The organism is Acinetobacter sp. Ac8 (assembly GCF_055392545.1).
The window spans coordinates 1,895,285-1,918,353 of sequence record NZ_AP043689.1 but is presented as its reverse complement, the minus strand read 5'-3'; the positions used below and the strand labels follow the sequence as shown (position 1 = coordinate 1,918,353).

Genomic DNA, 23,069 nt, shown 5'->3' with positions numbered 1-23,069 from the left:
TTCTCACAAATTATTAATATCAATATTATAACTATCTAAAAAATGTTTCCTTTTTCTACATATAGTTGATTTAGAGTATGTATTTATGTCGCCGTTAATCAAACAATTATAAAATTTTCTATCACTTTTATTAGTTATATTACTTTTTGCGTCTTTAAAAATAATTTCTGGAATATAAATTTTATCAAGCTTTTTACTAAAAAATTTATCAATATAATTTGAATCAAGCCAATGATGACCGAAGATTAAATCCCATGTGTGTAATTGCTTTGAGCAAATTCTTATCTCTTGGCGTATCATAAGATCAGCTAATGCTTTCAACTCTAAGCTTGTCTTAGATCTTTTTGACTTGTCCCTAATTTCTTGACCTTTGTAATAATTACATATAGACCAACGCTTAGAAGTAAATCCAAAATAGATTCCATTCTCAAATATTGTTTTTTTCTGATTTGGATAAGTCGATAGAGCTTTAAGGGTAGACAAATATTGAATAGCATTTTGCTTACTTTCAAAAATAATATCTCTTTTTATGTCAACATTATAAATTCTAAAATGACCGAGACGGATAGTTTCTAATTCTTCATCTGTTGGATCTACTAATTCTAGTTTTTTTAATTTATCAATAACTAATAAAACTAAATCAATTAAACTTTCACAACCTGTCACATTTTGTCCGTACAGCCATTTATAAAAATTACCTGTAATTTTTAGTTTAGATTTATTATCTTTTAATGATAATGATTGTAATTTAATAACACTATCAAATTCAGAAATTATTTTCTTTGGTCTGTACTTTAATAAAGATTCATCAAAACTATAGCTTTCATTACTAACCAATTGATAACAAGATGATACTTTTTCAGGTTCATGATTAATATCAATTACAATTTCAATATAATCTATTTCTGTTTTATTTTTTTTCATGATTTATTCTCACTATTAAATGTAAAAAAATAGTGATAGGGATTTTAATTTATTTAAAATTTTAAAAAATAAGGTAAGGTATCATAATGACACAATTGTACTATTAATATAATTATAATTAGTTATTTATAAACCAAAATTTATTTTATATACGCTCAATATTCTTAATACTTTAATTTAACTCACTATCACTTCGATGTAGCATATAATAAATTAAAAATAAAATTTTGTCAAATTTCATAAAAATAACAATGATTTAACAGCTCAATATTAAATTAAAAATTGTAAATTTAATAACAAAGTTAAGATACCCCCTTTCAAGATATCAACAAAGTTCATTTTAAGAACACAAATTTTAAAATTAACTTCAACAAGGCGTATGAAATTATTAATCAACAAAAATATCATGCTTTTCTCTCTTTTGTTAAAGTTACACCAATAATGTCCAACTACAATAGGAATATGACTTTCATATTGATCCCACCATTTCAAACGTTGGCCATTCTCCATTTACCGTCAGCAAAAAACCCATCATCTGCAAATACTTCTGTTCCAGAAGTAATAATTTTAATTGGACGATTCATCTGCTCAACAACATGTTTATGAGCAAGATTTTTTGAGAAACGGGATTTTTGAGTAAATACCCTTTAATTGCTACTCATAGTCTAATTCGTCTTCTTTAGCCCTTTGAGCAATGTCTGACTTTGTTATATGTTCTTCAATTCGTTTTGTGAAAAGATCATATGCTTCTTTTACTGATTTTGATTTATCATTCATTAATGAAGTAATGGATGTATTATCCCTACATGCATGAACTACCCTTATTTTTCAGACTCTAAAACAAGTGGTAAAGTACTTAAAAATTGAATTATCATTTCCCTGTCGGGTAAAGATGCTTTTTGAGAATTAATTTTTTGTCATCATCTTCATGCGGTGAACCAAGAAATCAACCGTTTCCTTCACGTTTTGAATGAATTAGTATAATTAATTAATGATTCCCTAATACACATTGAGCATTATCATTGTCTATTAAATACTTAACTAACTTTATAACAGCAACACTATCAAGCCCTCTATCACATAAATCACCAACAAAAATTAATTTTCTACTTTCATTATGGCTCCCTTTTCTATCATAACCAAGTATTTGCATTAAATTTTGTAATGCATTTATTTCGCAGTGAATCTCAACAATAATATCTATAAGAGCATCATAGATTCTTTGTACAGATAGATTTTTCAGTTGTAATACTTATTCCAAATTTTGTGATTTACCAATCTAAAACATACGCACCATTAAATATAAGCACATAATATAATTCTTGATAGTCAATCATATTTAAAACAACTTTAGCAAGCCCTTCAATAAATTAGTAAATTCACTCTTATTATGTAATAAAAAGCTTAGGAAACTGATAAGAAAGTAATTTTTGATGAATTATTGTAGTATCAGTATAAAATAAACCATATGCAAACCAATTTTTTATCGCTTGTTCCTATACTACGGTATTTTCATCTATATGTTCTGCGATGATTAAATCCGGTTTAAAAGCTTCAATTATCTCGTCATAATCGTTGTCTAATTACACTTTACATCTTTTAAATCTTGACGGATTAAAATTCAATTCTAAAAATGATAGTAAGCTAATAAAAGTAGATCTCCTCTATTCAATTTTTAGTACAAGAGCATCAATATAATCTGCCCACCATTGCATCATTTCAACACGCTCTTCGAAATGAGAACCTTTATCATAGATACCTTTAACTCCCTTTTTCATGTGCGCTAAACATGCTTCAACAACCTGTTCTTTATCACTAAATTTATTATTTAGTGATGTACTCGCAATGTGCCTAAAACCATGCGGATTTTGACGACCTTTGTACCCCATACGATTCAAAGCCATATTAAATGTATTATCAGAGATAGGTTCACTTAGGCTATTTCTCCCAGCAAACAACAAATCTGATTCAGTTCTATGGTCTTTTAATTCCTCTAACAATGTAATTGCCTGTTTAGGCAAAGGTACACCATGAACGATTCCCTTTTTCATAATTTCAGCAGGTTTAACCCAAATTGCTTTATCAAAATCAAATTGATTCCAAGTTGCAAAACGTAACTCTACAGGGCGTGGAAATAATAAAGCCATTAACTCTAAACCAATCGCTAATTTACGTTGATGATGAGTACGAATATCTGTGATTAATCTTGGAAATTCATCTATTTCAACGAACTTCATATTACCGCCAACTTTTTTATCCAAATGCTTGGTCATGCCCTCGATTGGATTAAAATTTATTTTTGCTTGGAACTTCGCCCAGTCATAAGCATTACGGCAATAAGAAGTTAACTTCTCAACTTGAGTATGGATATTCAAGCCACGCTGTAGGCCTTGAAAAAAGTCAAACCACTCTTTAGGTGTAATTTCAGTAAAATCTCGTTCACCAAATTTGGGAATGATATGTCGATTAATCGACTTTTTCGCTTTATCAAATGTTTCCTCACCCCAAGATGTTTTTTTAGTGTCTAGCCACTCATTCATTAAAACATTAAACTTCCTTTGAGCAATTTCTTGTTGCTTATTCTTGACTTGTTTACGTGTTTCTAGAATCTCACCATTTGCTATTTTGATAGATTGTTCATTAGCTTTACGCCTTGCTGTCGCTCCACTCACACTTGGATATGCACCTAACCCTTTCCAAGACCACGTCCCTTTTTCATTTTTATATCGCAATTGCCAAGATTTTTTGCCAGTTTTTTGTACTAGGAAATAAAGTGGTCCTGTATCACGTTCTCTATAATCGTTTTGTTCTGGTTCGAGATTTGCCAGGACTGTATCTGATAATGGTCTTTTCTTGATTGCTGCTCTTTTCATTAAAAATATGTATCATGAGTTAGATTTATTTACATGATACATTAGATGATACAAATTCAGAAGCGCTATACGTATTCATATAACGTTATACAAAGCAATAAAAAAGCTCTAAATATATAATATTTAGAGCTTTTTAACTCATATATCGTAATACATCGACATACAAATTTAATATTTTGGTAGGTATATCCAGACTCGAACTGGAGACCTCTACGATGTCAACGTAGCGCTCTAACCAACTGAGCTATACACCTGAAGTGCTGAGAATATTATTCATTTTTTAATAAGATGACAAGCCTTATTTCTTTACTTTTAATGCATTCGCACACTCTTTAAGCAATTTCTTGATATTTTGAATATCCTGTTGATTTTCATTACCTAAATAGACAATTTTTTGAAAAATCTGATTCACTTGCTCAAACAGATGTTTTTGTTCAGTCCGCAAGGCTAAACGCTGCATCCATTGTTGAAAGGTTTCTGATTCAGCTTTTTGATCAACCTCAGATAATTGATGATTAAATTGAGCAATGATTCGCTCAAGCGCTGACATTTGACGAGTGCGCCAAAATTGCGTCACACCCCAATAGATCAACAGTAATCCAAGAATTCCAAAAATTAAAACCAAACCATAACTATAAGCCGATGTTAAGCCAAGCTTCTTCATCCAGCCGCTTTGCTTCTCTGCATCGTAACCGACAACCTTACTCTGCCATTGAAAACTAGCATAGTCACTCCAAACACGCAGCGTTCTAAGCAGCGATGAATGCTGAAAACGCAAATTTGAATAACCCGCATCACCAAAAATCGAACGATCGTCATTCATCACATTTTGCATACCACGATCAATACGCATCGGTGCAATGATGGCCGTTGGATCAATGCGTTGCCATTGCCCGTGTTGGTAAACCTCAGCCCAAGCATGTGCATCTAACTGGCGTACTTCCCAACTTTGACCATCAGGAGACAGCTCACCACCTTGGTAGCCAGTGACCACACGCGCTGGAATTCCAACATAACGCATCAGCAAGACAAAGCTTGAGGCATAATGTTCACAAAACCCCTGCCGAGATTGAAACAAGAACTCATCAACGCGGTTATTCCCCAACCTTCCTGGTGCAAGTGTATAAACAAACTTTTCTTTCTTGTACCAGTTCAATACATTCTGAATATAAGCTTCAGGATTAGACTGGCTCTGCTGATACAGATTTAAAGCAAACTGCTGGGCTTGTAGATCACTCTTTTTCGGATAACTGAGGTTATTTTTCAGCATCATCTGTTCAAAATGTGCATCCTGAATATCTCGAACCCGATTCCCCACCCACTGCAATTCAATTGGCTGGGTACGCTGTACCAGTCGTTTAGGTGTAATCGACCAGTCTTGGTGTAACTCAAAACGCTGTTCTATTGGAATCGACTTTTCCAAACCGGTAATCCATTGCTGACTTGGATCACTGGCCAGATATTGATAATGAAATCCATCAATCTGCCCTGCGATCTTGGAATAAGCTTTTACCTGTTTATTGGCGAACTCACTTGTCCACGTTGTACCATCATAATGATCAAGCACCATCGCTCGCCAATACAGCTCATTACGATTTGGCAATTGCTTCATATTGCCAATAATTCGAAATGCCAATGCACTTGACTGTGAAAGCTCAGCAATATCACCCGGTGACATGCGATCACTCAATCCCGTTACCGCTTTATTATTGGGAATGGGGATTTGCCAAAGTGGTGGCAAACGCGGGAAAAACATAAACAGTAAAACAAAGAATGGCAGCGCCAAAGCAATAAATTTAAGAATATGCAATGAATCACTTTTAAGTGACTGAAAAATCGGTTGCTCTATTTCAAAATTGGCGATTTGTACACGATACAGTCCAACCAAACAACTGATTAAACAGCACAAAACTAACAGTGCCATCCAAAAGGCTTGGCTGTGTAAAAACAAACTGGCACTGACGAACAAAGCAAAGTTAAACAGAATAATAAAGTCACGCTTTGATTTGGTTTCCAGTGCTTTCGCAAATAAAAATGTGGAAAGAACCGCTGTACCTGCTTCTACGCCTAAAAAAGTGCGGGAATCAAAGTAAATAATAAGTAAGGCTAAAAGTGCAAAAACTAATTTTGGGGTTTGTGCAAAGAATCGAGGCAGATTATAGACTTGATGTTTATTGGTTTTGTCATAATACAGTGCCAAAGCCACTATATTCATGAGGAATAAAATAGACAATGCCACAGGCATATAAGCCAGCTGTGCCAGCCAAATCAAACTCAGCACAACTAAAATTGAAATTTGTATTGATTTATTCATTGTTCATCCTCACGCTTGCGCCAATAAGGTTTTGATATGAATATAGTGCTGTTCTCCAATCCCGTTTTCAGTTTGTGCATGCGGTAAAATGATGCTGTACGGTGTTTCCGCTTGATGACATCGATCGACCAACTCCATCATAAAGCTTAACTTCTCTTCATGGTCTGCGCTTGGCATTTTGCTATATTCAATTTGCATCGCATGGGTATCAACCAAATCATCGAATTGCTTTACAAATAATCCTTGTCCACGCGCGGCCTGTTTCCAAGAAATGCTTTGCAATGAATCACCTGATTTAAAAGTCCTTAACTCTTTAAATTCATCTAAATCAGGTTCACCCGTATTGGAATAATTCTGTGATTGATGGGTTAAAGACTTCGCTTCAGGGGCAATCCAGTAACTGTTAGTTAAATAAATATAGGTCCATGCCCGTACTAAACCAAGCGGATATGTGGAGTAAATTTGAATTGGAGGAACTGAAAATTCACCACGTTGTTGTGGGATAAAATTCAATTCAAAACTTTGTTGTTTTTCTTCAAATAGAAAAGATTGTAATTGTTCATCAATTTTAAAGTTTAAAAACTTAGGCGTAGCATGATCTTGTTGTAGGTTAATTCTCACCTTAAAAGCTTCATTAACCTTACCCACCTCATCAACAACCACATCTAATGTAATCGCATGTAATTGTTTAAAACTGAGATAGAAACTAATACATAAAATCGCACTGATTAAAAAACAAAAACCAAGAATTAAATTGTTGGCATAATTAATCCCAGCGATAAAAGTAATCAGAATAAGGACCAGATACAGAAAACCTTGCTGGTACATAAACACCAACACTTGGTTTTGTTTCAGTGTACGGGTTCCTGTATAGCGAAACCGAAGATGCAGCCATTTAACAAATCGTTGACCTAACATAAGCGTTTCCAATTAGCCCTTTACAGGAACTTTTTGCATAAGTGCTCGTGTCTCAGACTCACCTAATCCTATACGATGTGACACCACAGCAACAAACACTGCTTGTACATCATCTGCAATTACAAATTGTCTTTTTTCAATCAAGGCATAGGCTTGTGCTGATTTTTTTAATGCCAATAACCCACGTGGAGATAAGCCATGACGACCTTTACGTGTTTCTTCTGCTAGATCAAGCATATATTCAAAAACAACATCACTTAATGTAATTTGATTTACCACACATTGTAATTGCAAAATTTCCTGATGTTGGAAAATCGCTTGCAACTTTTCAATCAAATCATAGCGCGAGCTTTGCTGCAATAATAGTTTTTCTGCTGCGCGTGATGGGTAGCCTAAAGACAGTCGCATCAAGAAACGGTCAAGTTGTGACTCAGGCAAACTATAGGTTCCACTTTGAAAAAGTGGGTTCTGCGTTGCAATCACCCAAAATGGTTGTGGTAAAGGGTAACGTGTCCCATCTATAGTGACATTGCCCTCCTCCATTGCTTCAAGCAAAGCACTTTGGGTTTTAGGGCTACAGCGGTTAATTTCATCTGCAAGCAGAATTTGGGTAAAGATTGGACCATGTTTAAACTCAAATTGATGCTCTTTTTGATTAAACATATTGATCCCAATCACATCACTTGCCAGCATATCATTGGTAAACTGAATCCGTTGAAAATCGAGACCTGCAAGACGAGACAAGCTGCTGGCTAAGGTGGTTTTTCCAAGTCCGGGTAAGTCTTCAAAAAGTAAATGTCCACCAGCCAATAGACTACAGAGTGCCAGTTTAGTCTGATGACTTTTATCTAAAATAATTTGGTTGATTTGACTTAAAAAGTCATCAATTTTTGGGTAAAACTGAGTGAGGTCTAAATTTGATACAGTGCTATGTTGTTCTGATACTTTTACTTGTGTTGTTCCCCAAATCACCTTTTATTTCCCCAATAAAATTATTGTAACTTCCTTAACATACACGGTTTTAAGGAATACTCAATCTTGACTGCGATAAATCCTTATTTTCATTTGCTGAATACACTTCAAAATTTATAGCATCCCCCCATCAACCAAAATTTTAAACTTTTAATTTTGCGGCATGTTCTAACTTTGTTTTTAAATCTTGCGCACCAATTGAAAATTCACTTTCTGAAATTTCAGCCTGTTTAATCAATTCGATTAAGGTTTTATTGATAGGCGCTTGTTTACCTAACTGTTGGGCGAGCTGAACAACTTCGCCATTGATCCAGTCCACTTCTGTTGTTCGCCCTGCCATCAAATCATCTTGCATAGATGAACGCGCCAAGGGATCGATTGCCAACATTTTACGGCTTAATATTTTAAAAATGAAATTGGGCAAACTGATTATTTTAGGCAATAGATGTGCCGAAATTGCTGTGAGTTTGGCTGGCTTAATTTGTGCTAAATCTAAGAGATATAACGTTTCTTGTTGCGCCATAGCAAGGCATTGTCGATATTGGTGATTAGACAATTGTTGTTTTAACGGTAACTTTGACAAAGTATTGATTGAATTATTTAAATTCAGCAAAATTTTTGCCCATTGCACTGCAAGCATATCCTGATCAAAAACAATTTCTAATTCAGCTTGTTTAAAAAGCTCGGCTAAATCCTGTTGCTGAGTATATGCTTTCACATGCAACGCACCAGATGTCCCTTGATGAAAATGCCCAACTGCTTGAACTGCAACATTAAAAGGCACCATGCCTTCTAAAATCGAATGATGTTTTAAAATCCGCTTTAAAATTGGAACATTACTCAACCCATTTTGAAAACTCACAATATAGGGGCTGTGTGCGCCCAAGTTGTCATAAAGTTCCTTGGCCACTTGCTCAGTCGCAGCAGATTTTACACATACAAAAATAATATCAGCATCTGTGACTATTTTAGGATCAACACTAAGCTGTAAATCATTTGCCGCGATTTTTATCGTTTTACCAGTGTAATCTGTCAGTTTAAAACCAGACGTCCTTAATTCTTCATATACACGAGGACGTGTAATAAAGCTCACATCAGCACCTACCGCTGCTAATCGACCGCCAATATAACATCCAATACTACCCGCACCATAAATACAGATTTTCATAGCAGTCTCCTTTTCATTTATATGTATTACATGATTCTAGCGGAGTTAGACTTTGCCAACTGTCAGTTATACGACAAGTCTCATCATGAAGTGTGCTGTTATTGCGTTAAACCGATAAATCACTTCGCTCATCTTCAATAAAAAACGGCACCCAAGTGCCGTTTCTATTTAAGCTTTAAATCAACTTATACCTTCCATCAACATGGACACTTCTTCATTGTTCCACCAGCCGTTGGATAGCGGGCATCTACACAATAGCGATGAAAAGTCTTTTCATCCATTGCATCCATATCGGGATGATGCTTTTTCATATGTTCCAGATAATTTTGATAATCTGGAACACCCACCATCAAACGGAAACTTTGCTGTAAGCGTGTCCATAATGTTGCAATTCTAGACCAATTTTTAGGATTAAAAATTAGCTCCTTTTGCGACATGATGGTCATCTTGATGATTTGATAAATCACCGTTTTACCACCTTGAGCAAATTTAAGCTTCATCACTCACCTCTCACTCTATCTGTAATATCAACTTAGTGTGATTTAGAAACAGACACCTCTTCAGGATCTGCATACACCGCTGGAGCTTCATTTACTGTTGGTGTAGGACTGGCCAATGCACGACGAATTGCGCCAATAGCAGCAAACAGCATCACAATCGCAACAATCATAAAGAATGCACACAGTGCAGCATTGATTTGATTGGACAATACAATGGTTTGCATTTCTTCAAGTGTTTTAGCTGGTTTTAAAATTTCACCATTGGCAATTGCTGTTGAGAATTTATCCGCCTGAGCCAAGAATCCAATCTTAGGATTGGTATGGAAGATTTTTTGCCAACCCGCAGTCATACAGGTAATGAATAAGAAAATTGTTGGGATAATGGTGACCCATACATATTTCTCTTTCTTCATTTTAAATAAAATCACTGTCCCTAAGATCAAAGCCATTGCCGCAAGCATTTGGTTACCGATACCAAACAGAGGCCATAGGCTGTTAATACCACCAAGTGGGTCGACTACACCTTGATAAACAAAGAAGCCCCATCCAGCGACAGCAACCGCTGTACCAATCATATTCCCCACAAAGTTGTGTGAGTTTTTAAGTGCTGGAACAACAATACCCACCGTATCCTGTACCATAAAACGACATGCGCGAGTTCCGGCATCGACAGCGGTTAAGATAAACAGCGCTTCAAATAAGATCGCAAAATGATACCAGAATGCCATCATTGAACGATTATTAAAAATATCCGTGATGATGTGAGCCATACCAATTGCAAATGTTGGCGCACCACCAGTACGTGAAAGAATCGTACTTTCACCCACTTCTTTTGCCAGCAAGCTCAATGTCTCAGGTGTAACCACAAAACCAAGTGTACGTACTGCTTCTGCTGCGCTCTCTACTGTAGTACCCAATACTGCCGCTGGCGCATTAATCGCAAAGTAAACACCAGGTTCAAGCACTGTTGCACAAATCATTGCCATGATTGCAACGAATGATTCCATCAACATACCACCATAACCAATGACGCGAATATTGACTTCGTTATCAATCAGTTTAGGTGTAGTTCCAGACGAGACTAAAGCATGGAAACCAGAAATCGCACCACAAGCAATGGTAATAAATAAGAATGGGAACATGGATCCAGCAAATACAGGACCAGTACCATCAACAAAATGCGTAACAGCTGGCATTTTTAACATTGGCATTGCAACAATAATACCCACTGCTAAACCCGCAATTACACCAATTTTCAAGAATGTTGATAAATAATCACGCGGTGCTAATAACAGCCAAACAGGTAGAACCGAAGCCACGAATCCATAAATGATGAGTGCCCAAGTAAGTTGTGTTCCAGTTAATGTGAAAAATGGTCCCCAATAAGGATCAGCAGCAACATTTCCACCATAAACAATTGCAGCCATCATCAACACAAAACCAATGATAGAAACTTCTGCAATCTTGCCCGGACGGATATAGCGCATATAGATGCCCATAAATAAGGCAATCGGTATCGTCGCTGCAATACTAAACACGCCCCATGGACTATGTGCCAGTGCTTTCACCACCACCAATGCCAATACGGCAAGAATGATAATCATCACACCTAATGCACCAAGCATCACCACCACACCAGCAAATGAACCCAGCTCTTGCTTTGCCATTTCACCAAGTGAGCGCCCATCTCGTCGTGTAGAGATAAATAAAACCAAGAAATCCTGAACTGCACCAGCAAGAACAACCCCGACCAAAAGCCAAATTGTTCCTGGTAGATAACCCATTTGGGCGGCAAGAATAGGCCCAACCAATGGCCCCGCTCCTGCAATAGCAGCAAAATGGTGACCAAAAAGTACATATTTATTGGTCGGGACATAATCCAAGCCATCTGCTAAACGATGTGCTGGTGTTAATCGCCGAGGATTCAGTTCAAAAACTTTGGTCGCAATAAATAAACTATAAAAACGATAAGCGATGCTATAGACACATATCGCTGCAAGCACTAGCCAAACCGCATTGACATGCTCACCCTTGCTGACTGCAAGTATTCCAAAAGATACTGCACCAATTATGGCGACAATCACCCAGATCAATTTTGATAAGGGTGATGATTTTGTTTGAATATTTTCCATTAAAACCTCACATCTTGATTACAAAAAGCAGTTCCATTGTTTTTATAAAGCGTAATGCATTTCCGTGACTCATTCCTTGGTGACTCTACTCCTCATTTTTTTGTTTTCATCTAAGACTTTGGCATTAAAACTGGTCTGAATATGTACTATTAGCATGACATCACAGTGACTTAAATCGCGACTTTGTTATTTTTATCATCAATGTAATCATCCGACTCTCTGACTCTACTATTAATTATAGGCTGTCGATCTACGACTTTAGTCGAAAATTTAGCCGATACTCTCTATTTTTATAAAGGCTTGTACTTTTAAAAAGCCATATACCAACTCAATTTATGCGCAATAAAAAAGGGATGATTTTCATCATCCCTCAGCGTCATCATTTTTCAATAAAATGATTAAGCACGCTCTAAGTAATCACCAGTACGGGTGTCTACACGAACGCTTTCTTCTTGCTGTACAAATAATGGAACACGTACAACCGCACCTGTTTCAAGTTTAGCTGGTTTACCACCACCACCTGAAGTATCACCACGTACACCTGGATCAGTTTCAACGATTTTCAATACAACGAAGTTTGGTGCACTAACGTTTAATGGAATACCATTAAATAACATAATTGTGCATTTTTCGTTTGAATCGTCTTTTAACCATTTTGCAGCATCGCCCATTGCAACTTTATCAGCAGCAATTTGTTCGAAAGATACTGGATCCATGAAGTTCCACAATTCGCCATCGTTGTAGAGATAATCCATTTCTACTTCTACAATATCAGCTGCTTCTAAAGATTCACCTGATTTAAAAGTTTTTTCTAATACTTTGCCAGATCTTAGGTTACGTAGTTTTACACGGTTAAACGCTTGACCTTTACCTGGTTTTACATATTCGTTTTCCATGATTGAACATGGGTTACCATCAAGCATAACCTTTAGGCCAGCTTTGAAATCATTTGTAGAATAATAGGCCATGAAAGGCACACTCCGAACTTACTAATTTAAATCTCTACTGCGATGCTATCAGCAAATCACCCGATTTGTGACAGTGATCATTCCAAACAGCAAAGAATGTATTTTACATTTTTCGTATTCTAAATGAGCAATACATCGTGAAGCAATGAAAAATTACCCATGTTCGGTCAGATTGAGGGTAAAATCTTCGATTCATTGGTGATTCACAGCTGTTCAATACAAATCAGCTCTACTGAAAGCATTTTTCCAATGAAACATTTCAAATTGAGCCTGACAGATTCAATCTGAACAAGCAATACCATCCGCTTTCCCCTATCTTCAACTATTTATCGCACGTGGCATGTTAAATTACTTATATCAAGAGCAAAATTGGCAATCTCAACTCAGTGATTTAATTACTGATCCATTAGAACTGTTAGAAATACTCGAACTTTCTAAAGCACAGTTATTGTCTGGTGCAATCCTTGCGTCTGGACAATTTAAACTACGTGTGCCCCGTGCATTTGTCAGAAAGATGGAAGTTGGCAATCCCCTAGATCCACTTTTATTGCAAGTTTTACCACATCATCTGGAAATGGAAGAACACGAAGGCTTTGTCACAGATCCACTTGATGAAGAACAAGCCAATCAAATTCCTGGGGTTTTACATAAGTATAAATCACGTTTTTTACTGACCCTCACCGGTGCATGTGCCGTGCACTGCCGTTATTGCTTCCGTCGTCATTTTCCATACCAAGAAAATTTACCTAAAAATGAAGACTGGTTGAACATTAAAGGTTATTTAGAAGCTCATCCTGAAATCAATGAAGTGATTTTAAGTGGTGGCGATCCATTAACTTTATCTAACCGAAAATTAGCCACTTGGATAGAACGTCTAGAATCTCTCAGTCAGATTAAGATCTTGAGAATTCATTCACGCGTTCCAATTGTAATTCCAGAAAGAATCGATGAAGAGCTAGTTTCTTTATTGAAAAACAGTAGGCTACGTGTAATTCTAGTGGTACACTCGAACCATCCTGCAGAATTAGATAATTTGACTTGTGCAAAGTTATCTCATTTAGCAAAACAAAATATTCTTGTGTTGAATCAAGCCGTTTTACTTAAAGGTGTGAATGATTCTGCACAAACTCTCGTTAATTTAAGTCAACGACTTTTTGAAGCACAAATTTTACCGTATTATCTTCATGTTTTAGATAAAGTAAAAGGTGCGCATCATTTCGATTTAGGGGCGGAAAAAATTGATCAGATTTATAAGGATGTATTGGCCAGTTTACCGGGTTATCTAGTTCCTAAATTGGTTCGAGAAGTCGCGGGAGAAAATAATAAAACGCCGCTGTTTGGAGTCACAACCTTTTAAGAGTTGAAATGCTCATGATAAATAAAGAAATTTCAGAAATTTTTCAAAATATCACGGTTCTACAACGAGAAAGTCTAAGTTTTGCAGAAAATTCGGTGGCATCTGTCAATGCATGGGTCGCCACACTGTCTATTATGCAACTTGGCGATACCTCAGAGTCGGTCTTAAAAGCCATTTGTGAAATCAGCGAACTGGATTGTAGCGAAATGCTACGCTTTGATTTAATTCAAGTTTTACACCCAATTACCGAAAGCATTTTATCAAGCCTTGAAAAAAACATCTTAAATCAAGGTCTTTCTCAAAATGCGCGTATTGAACATATTATTGATTTATCCTCTAGAATTCGCACCTATTTTGCCAACGTCTATATCAATATTGTGCGAAGAAGTCATCAGACACTGGTTTCAAATAAATTCTCATTTTTTAATTTTAAACAAAAACGAAATTTACAAACAGCGCGTACACTTGCAACCTTTTATGCTTTAGAACAACTTGGTTTATTGTTGGTTCAACAGCAAATGCTCTACAGTGGTCCATTGACCCATCAATGGCTCACCACACATCATCTTTATGAGCTTGCAGTTAAAAACCAAGAATTTAATATCAATATCAACCAATTACAAGGTACACATTTTACCATTCAAAATATCCAGCAAGCCTATGCACAAGTGCTGCTTTTGGATATTTTTAATACGCACCAAATTCGCCCTTCAGAAACACAAGCACTTTATCAATGTACTTTTGATTGGGTCAAACTGATCCAAATTTTACCAAGAGAAACCAGCTTATCGCGTTATGTGATTGATGGCTCTAAAGATGTTCCACCAATTTATAATCGCAAACAACATGCGAATTTCCGTACTTCTTTGTATATTTCTACACAGAATCTGCTCGAACATATTAATTCAACGATTCATAAAGACGAATATCTGTCTAAAAATGAACAGATCTATTTATCTGCTGCGTTAAAATTTCATGTGCAAAATGTCTTGGGTACCACAACTGAACGTCAACATGAGCGTTATGAATACTCTGCACAACTTCAAATTTGTTTTAGCTTACAAACCGCACACTTCTATTTATCCAAAGCTAAGAATTTTTATGAAACACTTAATTTAAATAATAATTATGCATTTCAGTCTGAGTCCAATATTCATTCATCGATTTCAACAGGTTCAAGCACAGCATCGAACTTAGGGCAAATTAAAACTTTAGACCGTGAAGCAAAACAGATCTATCAGACCCAAGTACTGGATATTAGTGTAAACGGTTATCGTATTCGCTGGTCAGATGAAACTCCACGAAATTTACGCACGGGTGAATTTATCTTGGTCAATGAAAGCCTCAATGACAAATGGAAAGGTGCGATCATTCGTTGGATCAAACAATCTGTTAAAAAAACCTATGAAGTGGGTTTAGAGGTTTTAGCTCAAGACATCTACCCATGTGCGGTAAAAGTTCCAGCGGATCGTTCGACGATTAACTACCACCCTTGCCTTATGGTTCAAGTGCAAAATTTAAATGAATCCAATGTTTCTATTATTTTGCCAAATTTACCGTTCTTCAAAGAACAGCAAGCAATTTATCTACGTTTAGACACTGAAGAAATTAAGGTGTATTTAACAAAAACATTGTTAATTACCCAGAGCTTTATTCAGTACGAATTTGAATTGATCAATGATGAAGAAAATGACCGCATTGATCAGTTCATTCAACACCAATCTGCCAATTTGAATAATCAAGATGTATGGGAAGCTTTAAAGTGAGAAATTTATTATTATCGAAAAAATTAAAACTCTCTGAAACTAGATTACTCATTATTGATGATAACCAGATTCGTTATAATCAAATTATTGATCTTTTTCAAAGTAAGAATCATCAAGTACAAGCGCTTTTATTGGATGATTTAAAAAGTTTTGAAAAACAACTCAATACCTCATGGGACTTGATTATTTTTGGTCGTGCTTATGACATCAAAATTGAGCAAGCCATTACCTTAATTCAAGCCTCTGCTGATATTGATCTGCCTGTTTTGTTCTTAAAACCTGAAGATTATCAAACCAACCAATATCAATCCTATATTCAAAAAGGCATCTATGATGTTGTTAATTTAGAATATACCGATCGTTTTTATATTAGCCTAATCCGTGCGTTGTCTTATAGCCGTACCTTACAAGCGAAAAAGCACCTTTTAAACGATCTTGAAAGTGCAAAAAATCAAGCTCAAGCCTTGGTTGAAGAACAACATAAAGCGATTGCCTTAATTCAGGAAGGTATCCATACCCAAGCCAATGCTGAATATTTAAAATTGTTTGGTCTAAAAGATGAAGCAGAAATTATTGGATTACCTGTATTAGATATTTTAAAACCAAAGAATATCAATGATTTTAAACAACGTTTTAAAAAGATTTCTCAAGGTAATTTTGATTTAGCACGTTTTGAAATTGATACACTGAATAGCAATGCTAAATCTGAAAATCCATTAAAAATTGAATTTCTGCCTTCAGATGAAGAAGACTGTATTCAAATCACCATTGAGATCAATTCTGCAAGTCAAAAACCGCAAGCACAATCATCCGACTCGAATAAGAAAAGCATCAGTGCTGTCGCAACTAGTCTGCAAAAAATTCAGTACGCTTTAATCAACCAACCTGCCAAATCGAATGCATTGGTACTGTTTAGCTTTGCCGCTTGTCCTGAGAATATTTTAACTTCTCCTTGGAAAACAGCCGTTCAATACTTAGAAGGCTTTAAAAACTTTATTCAAGAACAAACCAATACCACGGTATATCAAATTGATATGTTGTTGTATGCAGTGATTTTACAAGCTGAGTCTGACACCATTTTAGAATCTCGTGTTCATGGGCTGCATGCTTTAGAAAAACCTCAATTATTGGAAATTGATGGTTATACCTACCCACTGAATATTAAGATTGGCTATTCAAACATACAGCAAAACAGCTTTACAGAAGCAAGTTTTAACGACGTTTTAGAACAAGCTTATAATCATCGTCTGGCAAAAAAAGACTCTGTATCCGAGCAACAATTAACGGCGACTTTACAAGACACTAAAATTGAATTGTCATTGCTTGAACCCAAATTAGATCAAGCAGAACCGCTGCAAATACAAAGTAACTCCATTGAATTTGCCCCGAAACCTCAAGTTGAAAATACAGCTGTAGAGAAACCAGTTCAAATTCAAGAAACGCCAGCGCCACATATCTTTAAAACCTCCGCGATTCTTGGTCAAATTGCCCAATCGCTTGAAAAAGGTGAGATTCAGCTAAAATACCAACAGCTTTATGACAAACAAGATAGCAATTTAAATACCTATGAAGTCAGTAGCGGTTTTATTTTTGAAAATCAGTGGAAAAAAGTAAGTAATTTAATTGATTTAGATGATGATATTGAGCTTTCAATTAAATTAGATCGCTGGATTTTAGTCGAAGCATGTAAGCAATTACATAACTTTATCACTCAATATCCAGAAGCAAAATTAATCGTCAATTTAAATCGTCATGTGTTGTTCCATGACAAACAGTTCCCTGAGCTTATTTCTAAACTATTGACCATTGTTGGAAGCCGCCAATCTCATCCACTGATTTTACAATTTGATGAGGAAGATATTGCAAAAAATATCTTAGAAACTCAAAAGCAAATTGGTGTTTTACGTGATCATGGTGCCGAAATCTCAATTCGACGTTTTGGTTCGAGCATTTCAAGTGAAGCCATCTTAAAACAATTGGATGTGAGCTTAGTAACGCTAGATGAGAAGTTTACAAAGCAGCTTAATAGTGATGCGACTATGACGCAATTCCAGCATACTCTTGAAAAATATCATGCAATCAAGCCAATTGAATTGCTACTGAAAAATCTAAATGATATGAACTCTTTTGCAAATGCGTGGAATGTAGATGTCAGATTCTTGCAAGGTGAATATTTCCAGAAGAAACTGGATCACTTGACTGATGTTCAAGATCAATAAAGTCTAATACTAAAAAGGTTGAGCGTTTAAAATGCTCAACCTTTTTTTAAATCTATCACTTTGTCTAATCCTGAAATAGATCAACACGAGATAAAATTCAGCAACAAAAAAACGGGCTAAAGCCCGTTTTTTATGTTTTGTCGTATTAACGCTTAACAGAACGTGACATACCAGCAAAACGTTGTTTGAATTTATCGATACGGCCGCCAGTATCAACATTCTTCTGTTTACCAGTATAGAATGGGTGGCAAGCTGAACATACGTCTAGATAAAGTGTTTCTTTACCTAAAGCTGAACGAGTTTCGATAACGTTACCACATGAACAAGTAGCAACTAATTTTTCGTATTTTGGGTGAATATCGGCACGCATGGTCGATTCTCCTAAGTTAAGAAAGGTTTAGCTGTCATCGCAATTAACCACTCTCAAAATCTAATAAAACTTTGAGGAAAGCAGATTTAAATTAAAAACCAGCAGGTTAACACCACAACAGACCATTTCTTTTGGCCCACCGAGACTATAAGCGTCAGAGCTAAGCACAACAAGTGGGCAAGATTATACTCGAAATATTTATAAATTGCGAGCAAATCGATACTAATTTATTCGTCAGAATGTTTTTGCTTTGACCAGTAGTTTGCAATCACCCCACAAACCATTAACTGGATTTGATGGAAAATCATAATCGGTAACACAATCATACCTAAAGGCTGCCCAATAAATAAAATCTGCGCCATAGGCACACCACTGGCAAGGGTTTTCTTCGATCCACAGAAGAAGATTGAAATCTGATCTGCCTTGCTAAATCCAAGCCATTTTGGAACATACAACGCCAATAGCATAATCACCGTGAGTAGAATCGAACATGCCAAGGTGAGATAAATCAATGTAGATAAGCTGACCTGATGCCATAAACCTGCCACCACTGCCCCACTAAATGCACCATAAACCACCATCAATATCGAGCCTTGATCAAAAACTTTGACGATCTTTGGCATTTTCTGCATCAATGGAAATACATAAGGGCGTAATACTTGCCCTAGAACAAATGGAACCAACAACAACAAGGTGATTTCGATAATAGACGAGGTTGGATCGTAATTATGCTTAGATTGACCGAATATAAATATGCTCACCAAAATCGGAGTAATAAACATACCGATCAGGTTTGAAAATGAGGCACTGCATACAGCCGCTGCCACGTTCCCTTTTGCAACTGAGGTAAATGCAATTGACGATTGTACTGTCGATGGCAAAAAGCACATAAACAGAAAGCCCCAATACAACTGTTGACCCAGCAAAGGTTCAAGCACAGGTTTTGCCATTAGCCCCAATAAAGGGAAAACCAAGAAGGTAAAAGCAAAAACCAATCCATGCAATTTCCAATGCAAAATCCCCTCAATCACCGCTTCACGTGATAATTTTGCGCCATGTAGGAAAAATAAAATTGCAATCGCAATTGTGGTGATTTTTCCAAAGATAAGCGCTGCCTGACCTGAAATCGGTAAAATAGAAGCTAAAATCACTATCGCGATTAAAAGTATCGTAAAGCGATCCAATGCTAATAATTTCAACATTTTCATAAGCAACGTCCTGTATTTTAAACATGAAAAAGCCCAGTAGTTAAATTTTACTATCGGGTAAAATTCAATCTTACTGAGCGAAATAAATAAAGCTACTCATTTGGCTAAATGTTCACTATTTATTTACGACACATATCAAGTTAATTTAAGGTCTATTAGACTTCTTTCATCAGTCCTTTTTAAAACCATAAATCAACATAAAGCACCCTGATCCTAACCTTCTCCCAGAGGGAGGAAGAACTTTCAATACCAATATAATTCACTCCACATGATCATTTTTTGATTTATGAAAGATCTTTATTGATATGTTTTTGCCAAATAAACAATAGCCCCATCATTTTTAAATCATCAATTATTTCGTGCATCTTGATCTTGTTGGATCAATTCAATTTTATAACCATCTGGATCTTCGACAAAAGCAATGACTGTGATACCACCTTTCATAGGACCCGCTTCACGTACCACATTACCACCACGTGCTTTGATCTCGTCACAGGCTTTATAGGCATCATCGACACCAATCGCAATATGTCCATAAGCATTACCTAATTCATAACTTGCAGTATCCCAGTTATGGGTAAGTTCTAACACGGTATGATGTTCTTCATCACCATAACCCACAAATGCTAAAGTAAACCGCCCCTCTTCATAATCACGTTTACGAAGTAATGTCATACCGAGAACTTCAGTATAGAACGCTAAAGATTGTTCTAAATTGCCTACTCGTAACATGGTATGCAACATGCGCATGATTTATTTTCCTGTTTGATCAGATATCATCTGCCAATATAGGCAATACAGTTCAATATTTCAATTTATCTATATTTCAGCTGCTCAATGATGCCGTCTTCTGGGTTATTTTTAAGCAATAATCGCTTATTTTTAGCTGAACACTACAGCTTTATCTTTCGAATAAGCTGTTTGAATGTGTTAACAATCCAATGATTCAAACCACCTTCCGATAAAAAAAGCCTACTTTATCTATAAGATAAAGTAGGCTCTTGTGATCATCGAAAATCTATCTTGAGTAATTCAGTCGCTTACTCGATAGATTGACTCACCTTTTGTGCTTGATGTTCTCGCAATAATTTTCCTACCCATAACACAAGCAATAGAATCGGAATACCAATTAAGGTGGTCATTAAAAAGAATTTAGGATAACCAATGTGGGTAACAATTGTTCCAGAATACCCGCCTAAAATCTTAGGTGTAAGCGTCATCAATGAACTAAAGATCGCATATTGAACTGCTGTAAATGACACACTGGTCAAACTAGACAAGAACGCAATAAATGCTGCACCCGCTAAACCAGAAGCTAAATTATCGACAACAATGGCAAAATACAGCCAACCAGAACTATATTTTTCAATCACTTTACCTTTAATTTCAACGGCTGCAGAGGAATCCGCTTTAATTACTGGAAGTGGTTGAATATCCACATCGATATCACTTTTTATCGTTGTTAATTGATAGCTTTGTTGAGAACTTAATGCTGCTTGTGCGTGTTGATAATTGACTACGGCGATCACATTTTTTGAGCCAGAAACATATAAGGCTTTACCGTCAATCGCACCACTAAACAAACCATCTTTATCTAATTTTGCAGGATAAGTTTTGCCATCGAGTTTAAGGGTAATCGGCTGATCTGGATTAAGCTCAGATACAGGTATTCCTGCAATCTGCCCCTTAACCACAATACTTTGCTTTGCTTCTGTTGCAGACAATTGATTGTCACTGGTAATAGGCAATAATTGAATTTGGGGCTTAGCATTGTCTTTTAAATAGGGCACCGTATATTCATTCGCGACAGCCTGTTCAACCAATGCTGCTTTGATATGAATGGTATTTTCCCCTACCAAATCCTGACGAGGCACAGAAACTTTCCAATAGCCTACTTCATCAGGTTGAGCTTGAAATTTCTTATCGCCAATCTGTACAGATACAGCTTGCATCGGTGCACCAGATTTTACCAATCCAATAAAGATCAAATTGGTTGAACTTGCCAAAACTGCACCGACAAACATCAATTTCATAATGTTCATGCGTTGTGCAAGTAAGCCACCTAAAAAACCACCCAATAGGCTAAAAATAACCCCGTAAATTTTAACGGCTTCTGCAATTTGTTCTTTGGTGAAGTTTAAATCTTGATAGAAAACATTCGAAATAACACCCGCAATAATGTCTGAAATTCGATAGAAACCGATCAATAACAGCAGAACCAATGCCAGCTTTACCCCATAACGCTTAAAAAAATCAGCAATCGGGTTAACCCAAGTCTCATAGGCCATTTTTTTATTGACGACACCAAAACGAATCAACGATGTTGCAACAAGAATTGCACCAAGACCTGAGCCTAAAAAGCGTACCGCTTCCATTAAAAACTTCAGCAAGTTGTCTTCGACTTTCCAAGTCGCTTGCAGATATTGAACCATGTCATCAGAGTAAATATATAAACAAACAAAACTCGCCACAGCCAAGATAAAGACCAAAACTAAACGATAGTAATCAATATTTTTATAGTGTTTATCAACTCGATTAACCAAAGGTTCTCGGATCACTAAAGTGGTGATAATGCCCACTAGCATCACCAGCGCCATCGTTAAATAAGTATATTTCCACGCTTCATAAATATAGTTCCCTTTTGCAGTCCCCAAAGAAGCAGCAAGAAATAAAGCCCCCGCACCAGCGAGAATCATCCCTAAACGGTAGCCTGCGTTGTAGGTCGATGCCAACACCGTTTGCATCTCGGTTTCAGCCAGCTCGATTCGATAGGCATCAATCACAATGTCCTGCGTCGCTGCGGAAAACCCCAGTAATACCGCCCCCACAGCCATTTGGTAAATATAACTTTGGCCTAAAGCAGGATCAGAAAACGCCATAATACAGATCGCACAGATAATCAGTATTTGTGCAATCAACAACCAAGCACGGCGCCGACCCAGTTTTTTGGTGAGTATCGGGACGGGTAATTCATCAATCAGTGGCGCCCATACAAATTTAAAAGAATAGCCCAGCGCGGCCCAACTAAAAAAAGTCACTGCACTTTTTTCAATTCCGGCTTCACCTAACCATAAAGATAAACTTGAGAAAATGAGCAGAATTGGAATACCTGCTGAAAACCCAAGAAAGAGCATAATTGCAGCACGCCGATCGATAAAAGCGGCAAAAGCAGATTTCCATCCATTTTTTGCTGTGGAATTCTGCTCAGCTGATTGCTGAGATAGTTGCGTTGTCATTGCGTTGTTATTTTCTGAAAAATGAAATAGTGCTATTCAACCGCTTAATGCTTAGAGTTTCAATCACTTTTATGCAACTGATGAGCGCTTTTACAGATATTTCCGCTTTTGGCGCTTGATCTTTACCCCCAATCCTGTATACCT

17 protein-coding genes and 1 tRNA gene are annotated in these 23,069 nt (G+C 36.4%); 3 read left to right on the top strand and 15 right to left on the bottom strand.

From position 1 onward, the window contains the following. Positions 1 to 3: 3 nt before the first annotated feature. The 11 genes from ACZ5QH_RS08930 to efp form a co-directional block, all read right to left on the bottom strand. Positions 4 to 924 (bottom strand): phage/plasmid replication protein, II/X family, encoded by a 921-nt coding sequence (locus ACZ5QH_RS08930; protein WP_303577027.1) that lies wholly within the window; start codon positions 922 to 924, stop codon positions 4 to 6. A gap of 988 nt (positions 925 to 1,912) precedes the next feature. After that, complete coding sequence (locus ACZ5QH_RS08925) at positions 1,913 to 2,098, bottom strand: metallophosphoesterase (RefSeq protein ID WP_419761925.1); 186 nt, start codon at positions 2,096 to 2,098, stop codon at positions 1,913 to 1,915. Positions 2,099 to 2,588: 490 nt separating this feature from the next. After that, entirely contained in the window at positions 2,589 to 3,797 is a 1,209-nt protein-coding gene (locus tag ACZ5QH_RS08920; protein WP_151781081.1) for a tyrosine-type recombinase/integrase, read from the bottom strand. Positions 3,798 to 3,974: 177 nt separating this feature from the next. Beyond that, positions 3,975 to 4,051 (bottom strand) — tRNA-Val (locus ACZ5QH_RS08915). Between the two features lie 44 nt (positions 4,052 to 4,095). Continuing rightward, positions 4,096 to 6,111, bottom strand: a complete 2,016-nt coding sequence (locus ACZ5QH_RS08910; protein ID WP_303577026.1) for a transglutaminase TgpA family protein — start codon at positions 6,109 to 6,111, stop codon at positions 4,096 to 4,098. 9 nt (positions 6,112 to 6,120) lie between these two features. Continuing rightward, a complete protein-coding gene (locus ACZ5QH_RS08905; RefSeq protein ID WP_303577025.1) occupies positions 6,121 to 7,029 on the bottom strand; it encodes a DUF58 domain-containing protein in 909 nt (302 codons plus the stop codon). Between the two features lie 12 nt (positions 7,030 to 7,041). Next, positions 7,042 to 8,001 carry an AAA family ATPase gene (locus ACZ5QH_RS08900; RefSeq protein WP_303577024.1) on the bottom strand — a complete coding sequence of 320 codons (960 nt, stop codon included), beginning with the start codon at positions 7,999 to 8,001 and terminating at the stop codon, positions 7,042 to 7,044. 142 nt (positions 8,002 to 8,143) lie between these two features. Continuing rightward, positions 8,144 to 9,169, bottom strand: coding sequence for a 2-dehydropantoate 2-reductase (locus ACZ5QH_RS08895; RefSeq protein ID WP_303577023.1), 1,026 nt, complete (start codon positions 9,167 to 9,169; stop codon positions 8,144 to 8,146). 197 nt (positions 9,170 to 9,366) lie between these two features. Next, positions 9,367 to 9,669 (bottom strand): YbdD/YjiX family protein, encoded by a 303-nt coding sequence (locus ACZ5QH_RS08890; protein ID WP_303577022.1) that lies wholly within the window; start codon positions 9,667 to 9,669, stop codon positions 9,367 to 9,369. Positions 9,670 to 9,701: 32 nt separating this feature from the next. Next, positions 9,702 to 11,801: a carbon starvation CstA family protein gene (locus ACZ5QH_RS08885; RefSeq protein ID WP_004820734.1), complete on the bottom strand. Its 2,100-nt coding sequence runs from the start codon at positions 11,799 to 11,801 to the stop codon at positions 9,702 to 9,704. Between the two features lie 398 nt (positions 11,802 to 12,199). Beyond that, positions 12,200 to 12,769 carry an elongation factor P gene (efp, locus tag ACZ5QH_RS08880; protein ID WP_004721246.1) on the bottom strand — a complete coding sequence of 190 codons (570 nt, stop codon included), beginning with the start codon at positions 12,767 to 12,769 and terminating at the stop codon, positions 12,200 to 12,202. 340 nt (positions 12,770 to 13,109) lie between these two features. On the opposite strand from efp, the gene epmB reads away from it, so the two are divergent. The 3 genes from epmB to ACZ5QH_RS08865 are packed head-to-tail and all read left to right on the top strand — an operon-like array spanning position 13,110 to position 18,111. After that, positions 13,110 to 14,126 (top strand): EF-P beta-lysylation protein EpmB, encoded by a 1,017-nt coding sequence (epmB, locus tag ACZ5QH_RS08875; protein WP_034611889.1) that lies wholly within the window; start codon positions 13,110 to 13,112, stop codon positions 14,124 to 14,126. 14 nt (positions 14,127 to 14,140) lie between these two features. Beyond that, complete coding sequence (locus ACZ5QH_RS08870) at positions 14,141 to 15,892, top strand: hypothetical protein (protein WP_034612070.1); 1,752 nt, start codon at positions 14,141 to 14,143, stop codon at positions 15,890 to 15,892. Continuing rightward, positions 15,874 to 18,111 (top strand): EAL domain-containing protein, encoded by a 2,238-nt coding sequence (locus ACZ5QH_RS08865; protein WP_303577021.1) that lies wholly within the window; start codon positions 15,874 to 15,876, stop codon positions 18,109 to 18,111. Before ACZ5QH_RS08870 ends, ACZ5QH_RS08865 begins: the two co-directional genes overlap by 19 nt. Before the next feature lie 145 nt (positions 18,112 to 18,256). Here the strand turns inward: ACZ5QH_RS08865 and rpmE are convergent, their stop codons facing one another. From rpmE to ACZ5QH_RS08845, 4 genes are all read right to left on the bottom strand, one after another. After that, on the bottom strand, positions 18,257 to 18,481 hold the full coding sequence (gene rpmE / locus ACZ5QH_RS08860) for a 50S ribosomal protein L31 (protein WP_004721254.1): 225 nt from the start codon (positions 18,479 to 18,481) through the stop codon (positions 18,257 to 18,259). 227 nt (positions 18,482 to 18,708) lie between these two features. Beyond that, positions 18,709 to 19,689 carry a bile acid:sodium symporter family protein gene (locus tag ACZ5QH_RS08855; RefSeq protein ID WP_303577020.1) on the bottom strand — a complete coding sequence of 327 codons (981 nt, stop codon included), beginning with the start codon at positions 19,687 to 19,689 and terminating at the stop codon, positions 18,709 to 18,711. 348 nt (positions 19,690 to 20,037) lie between these two features. Then, positions 20,038 to 20,439 (bottom strand): lactoylglutathione lyase, encoded by a 402-nt coding sequence (gene gloA / locus ACZ5QH_RS08850; protein ID WP_303577019.1) that lies wholly within the window; start codon positions 20,437 to 20,439, stop codon positions 20,038 to 20,040. 290 nt (positions 20,440 to 20,729) lie between these two features. Further along, complete coding sequence (locus ACZ5QH_RS08845; RefSeq protein ID WP_270384759.1) at positions 20,730 to 22,925, bottom strand: AmpG family muropeptide MFS transporter; 2,196 nt, start codon at positions 22,923 to 22,925, stop codon at positions 20,730 to 20,732. Positions 22,926 to 23,069 lie beyond the last annotated feature (144 nt).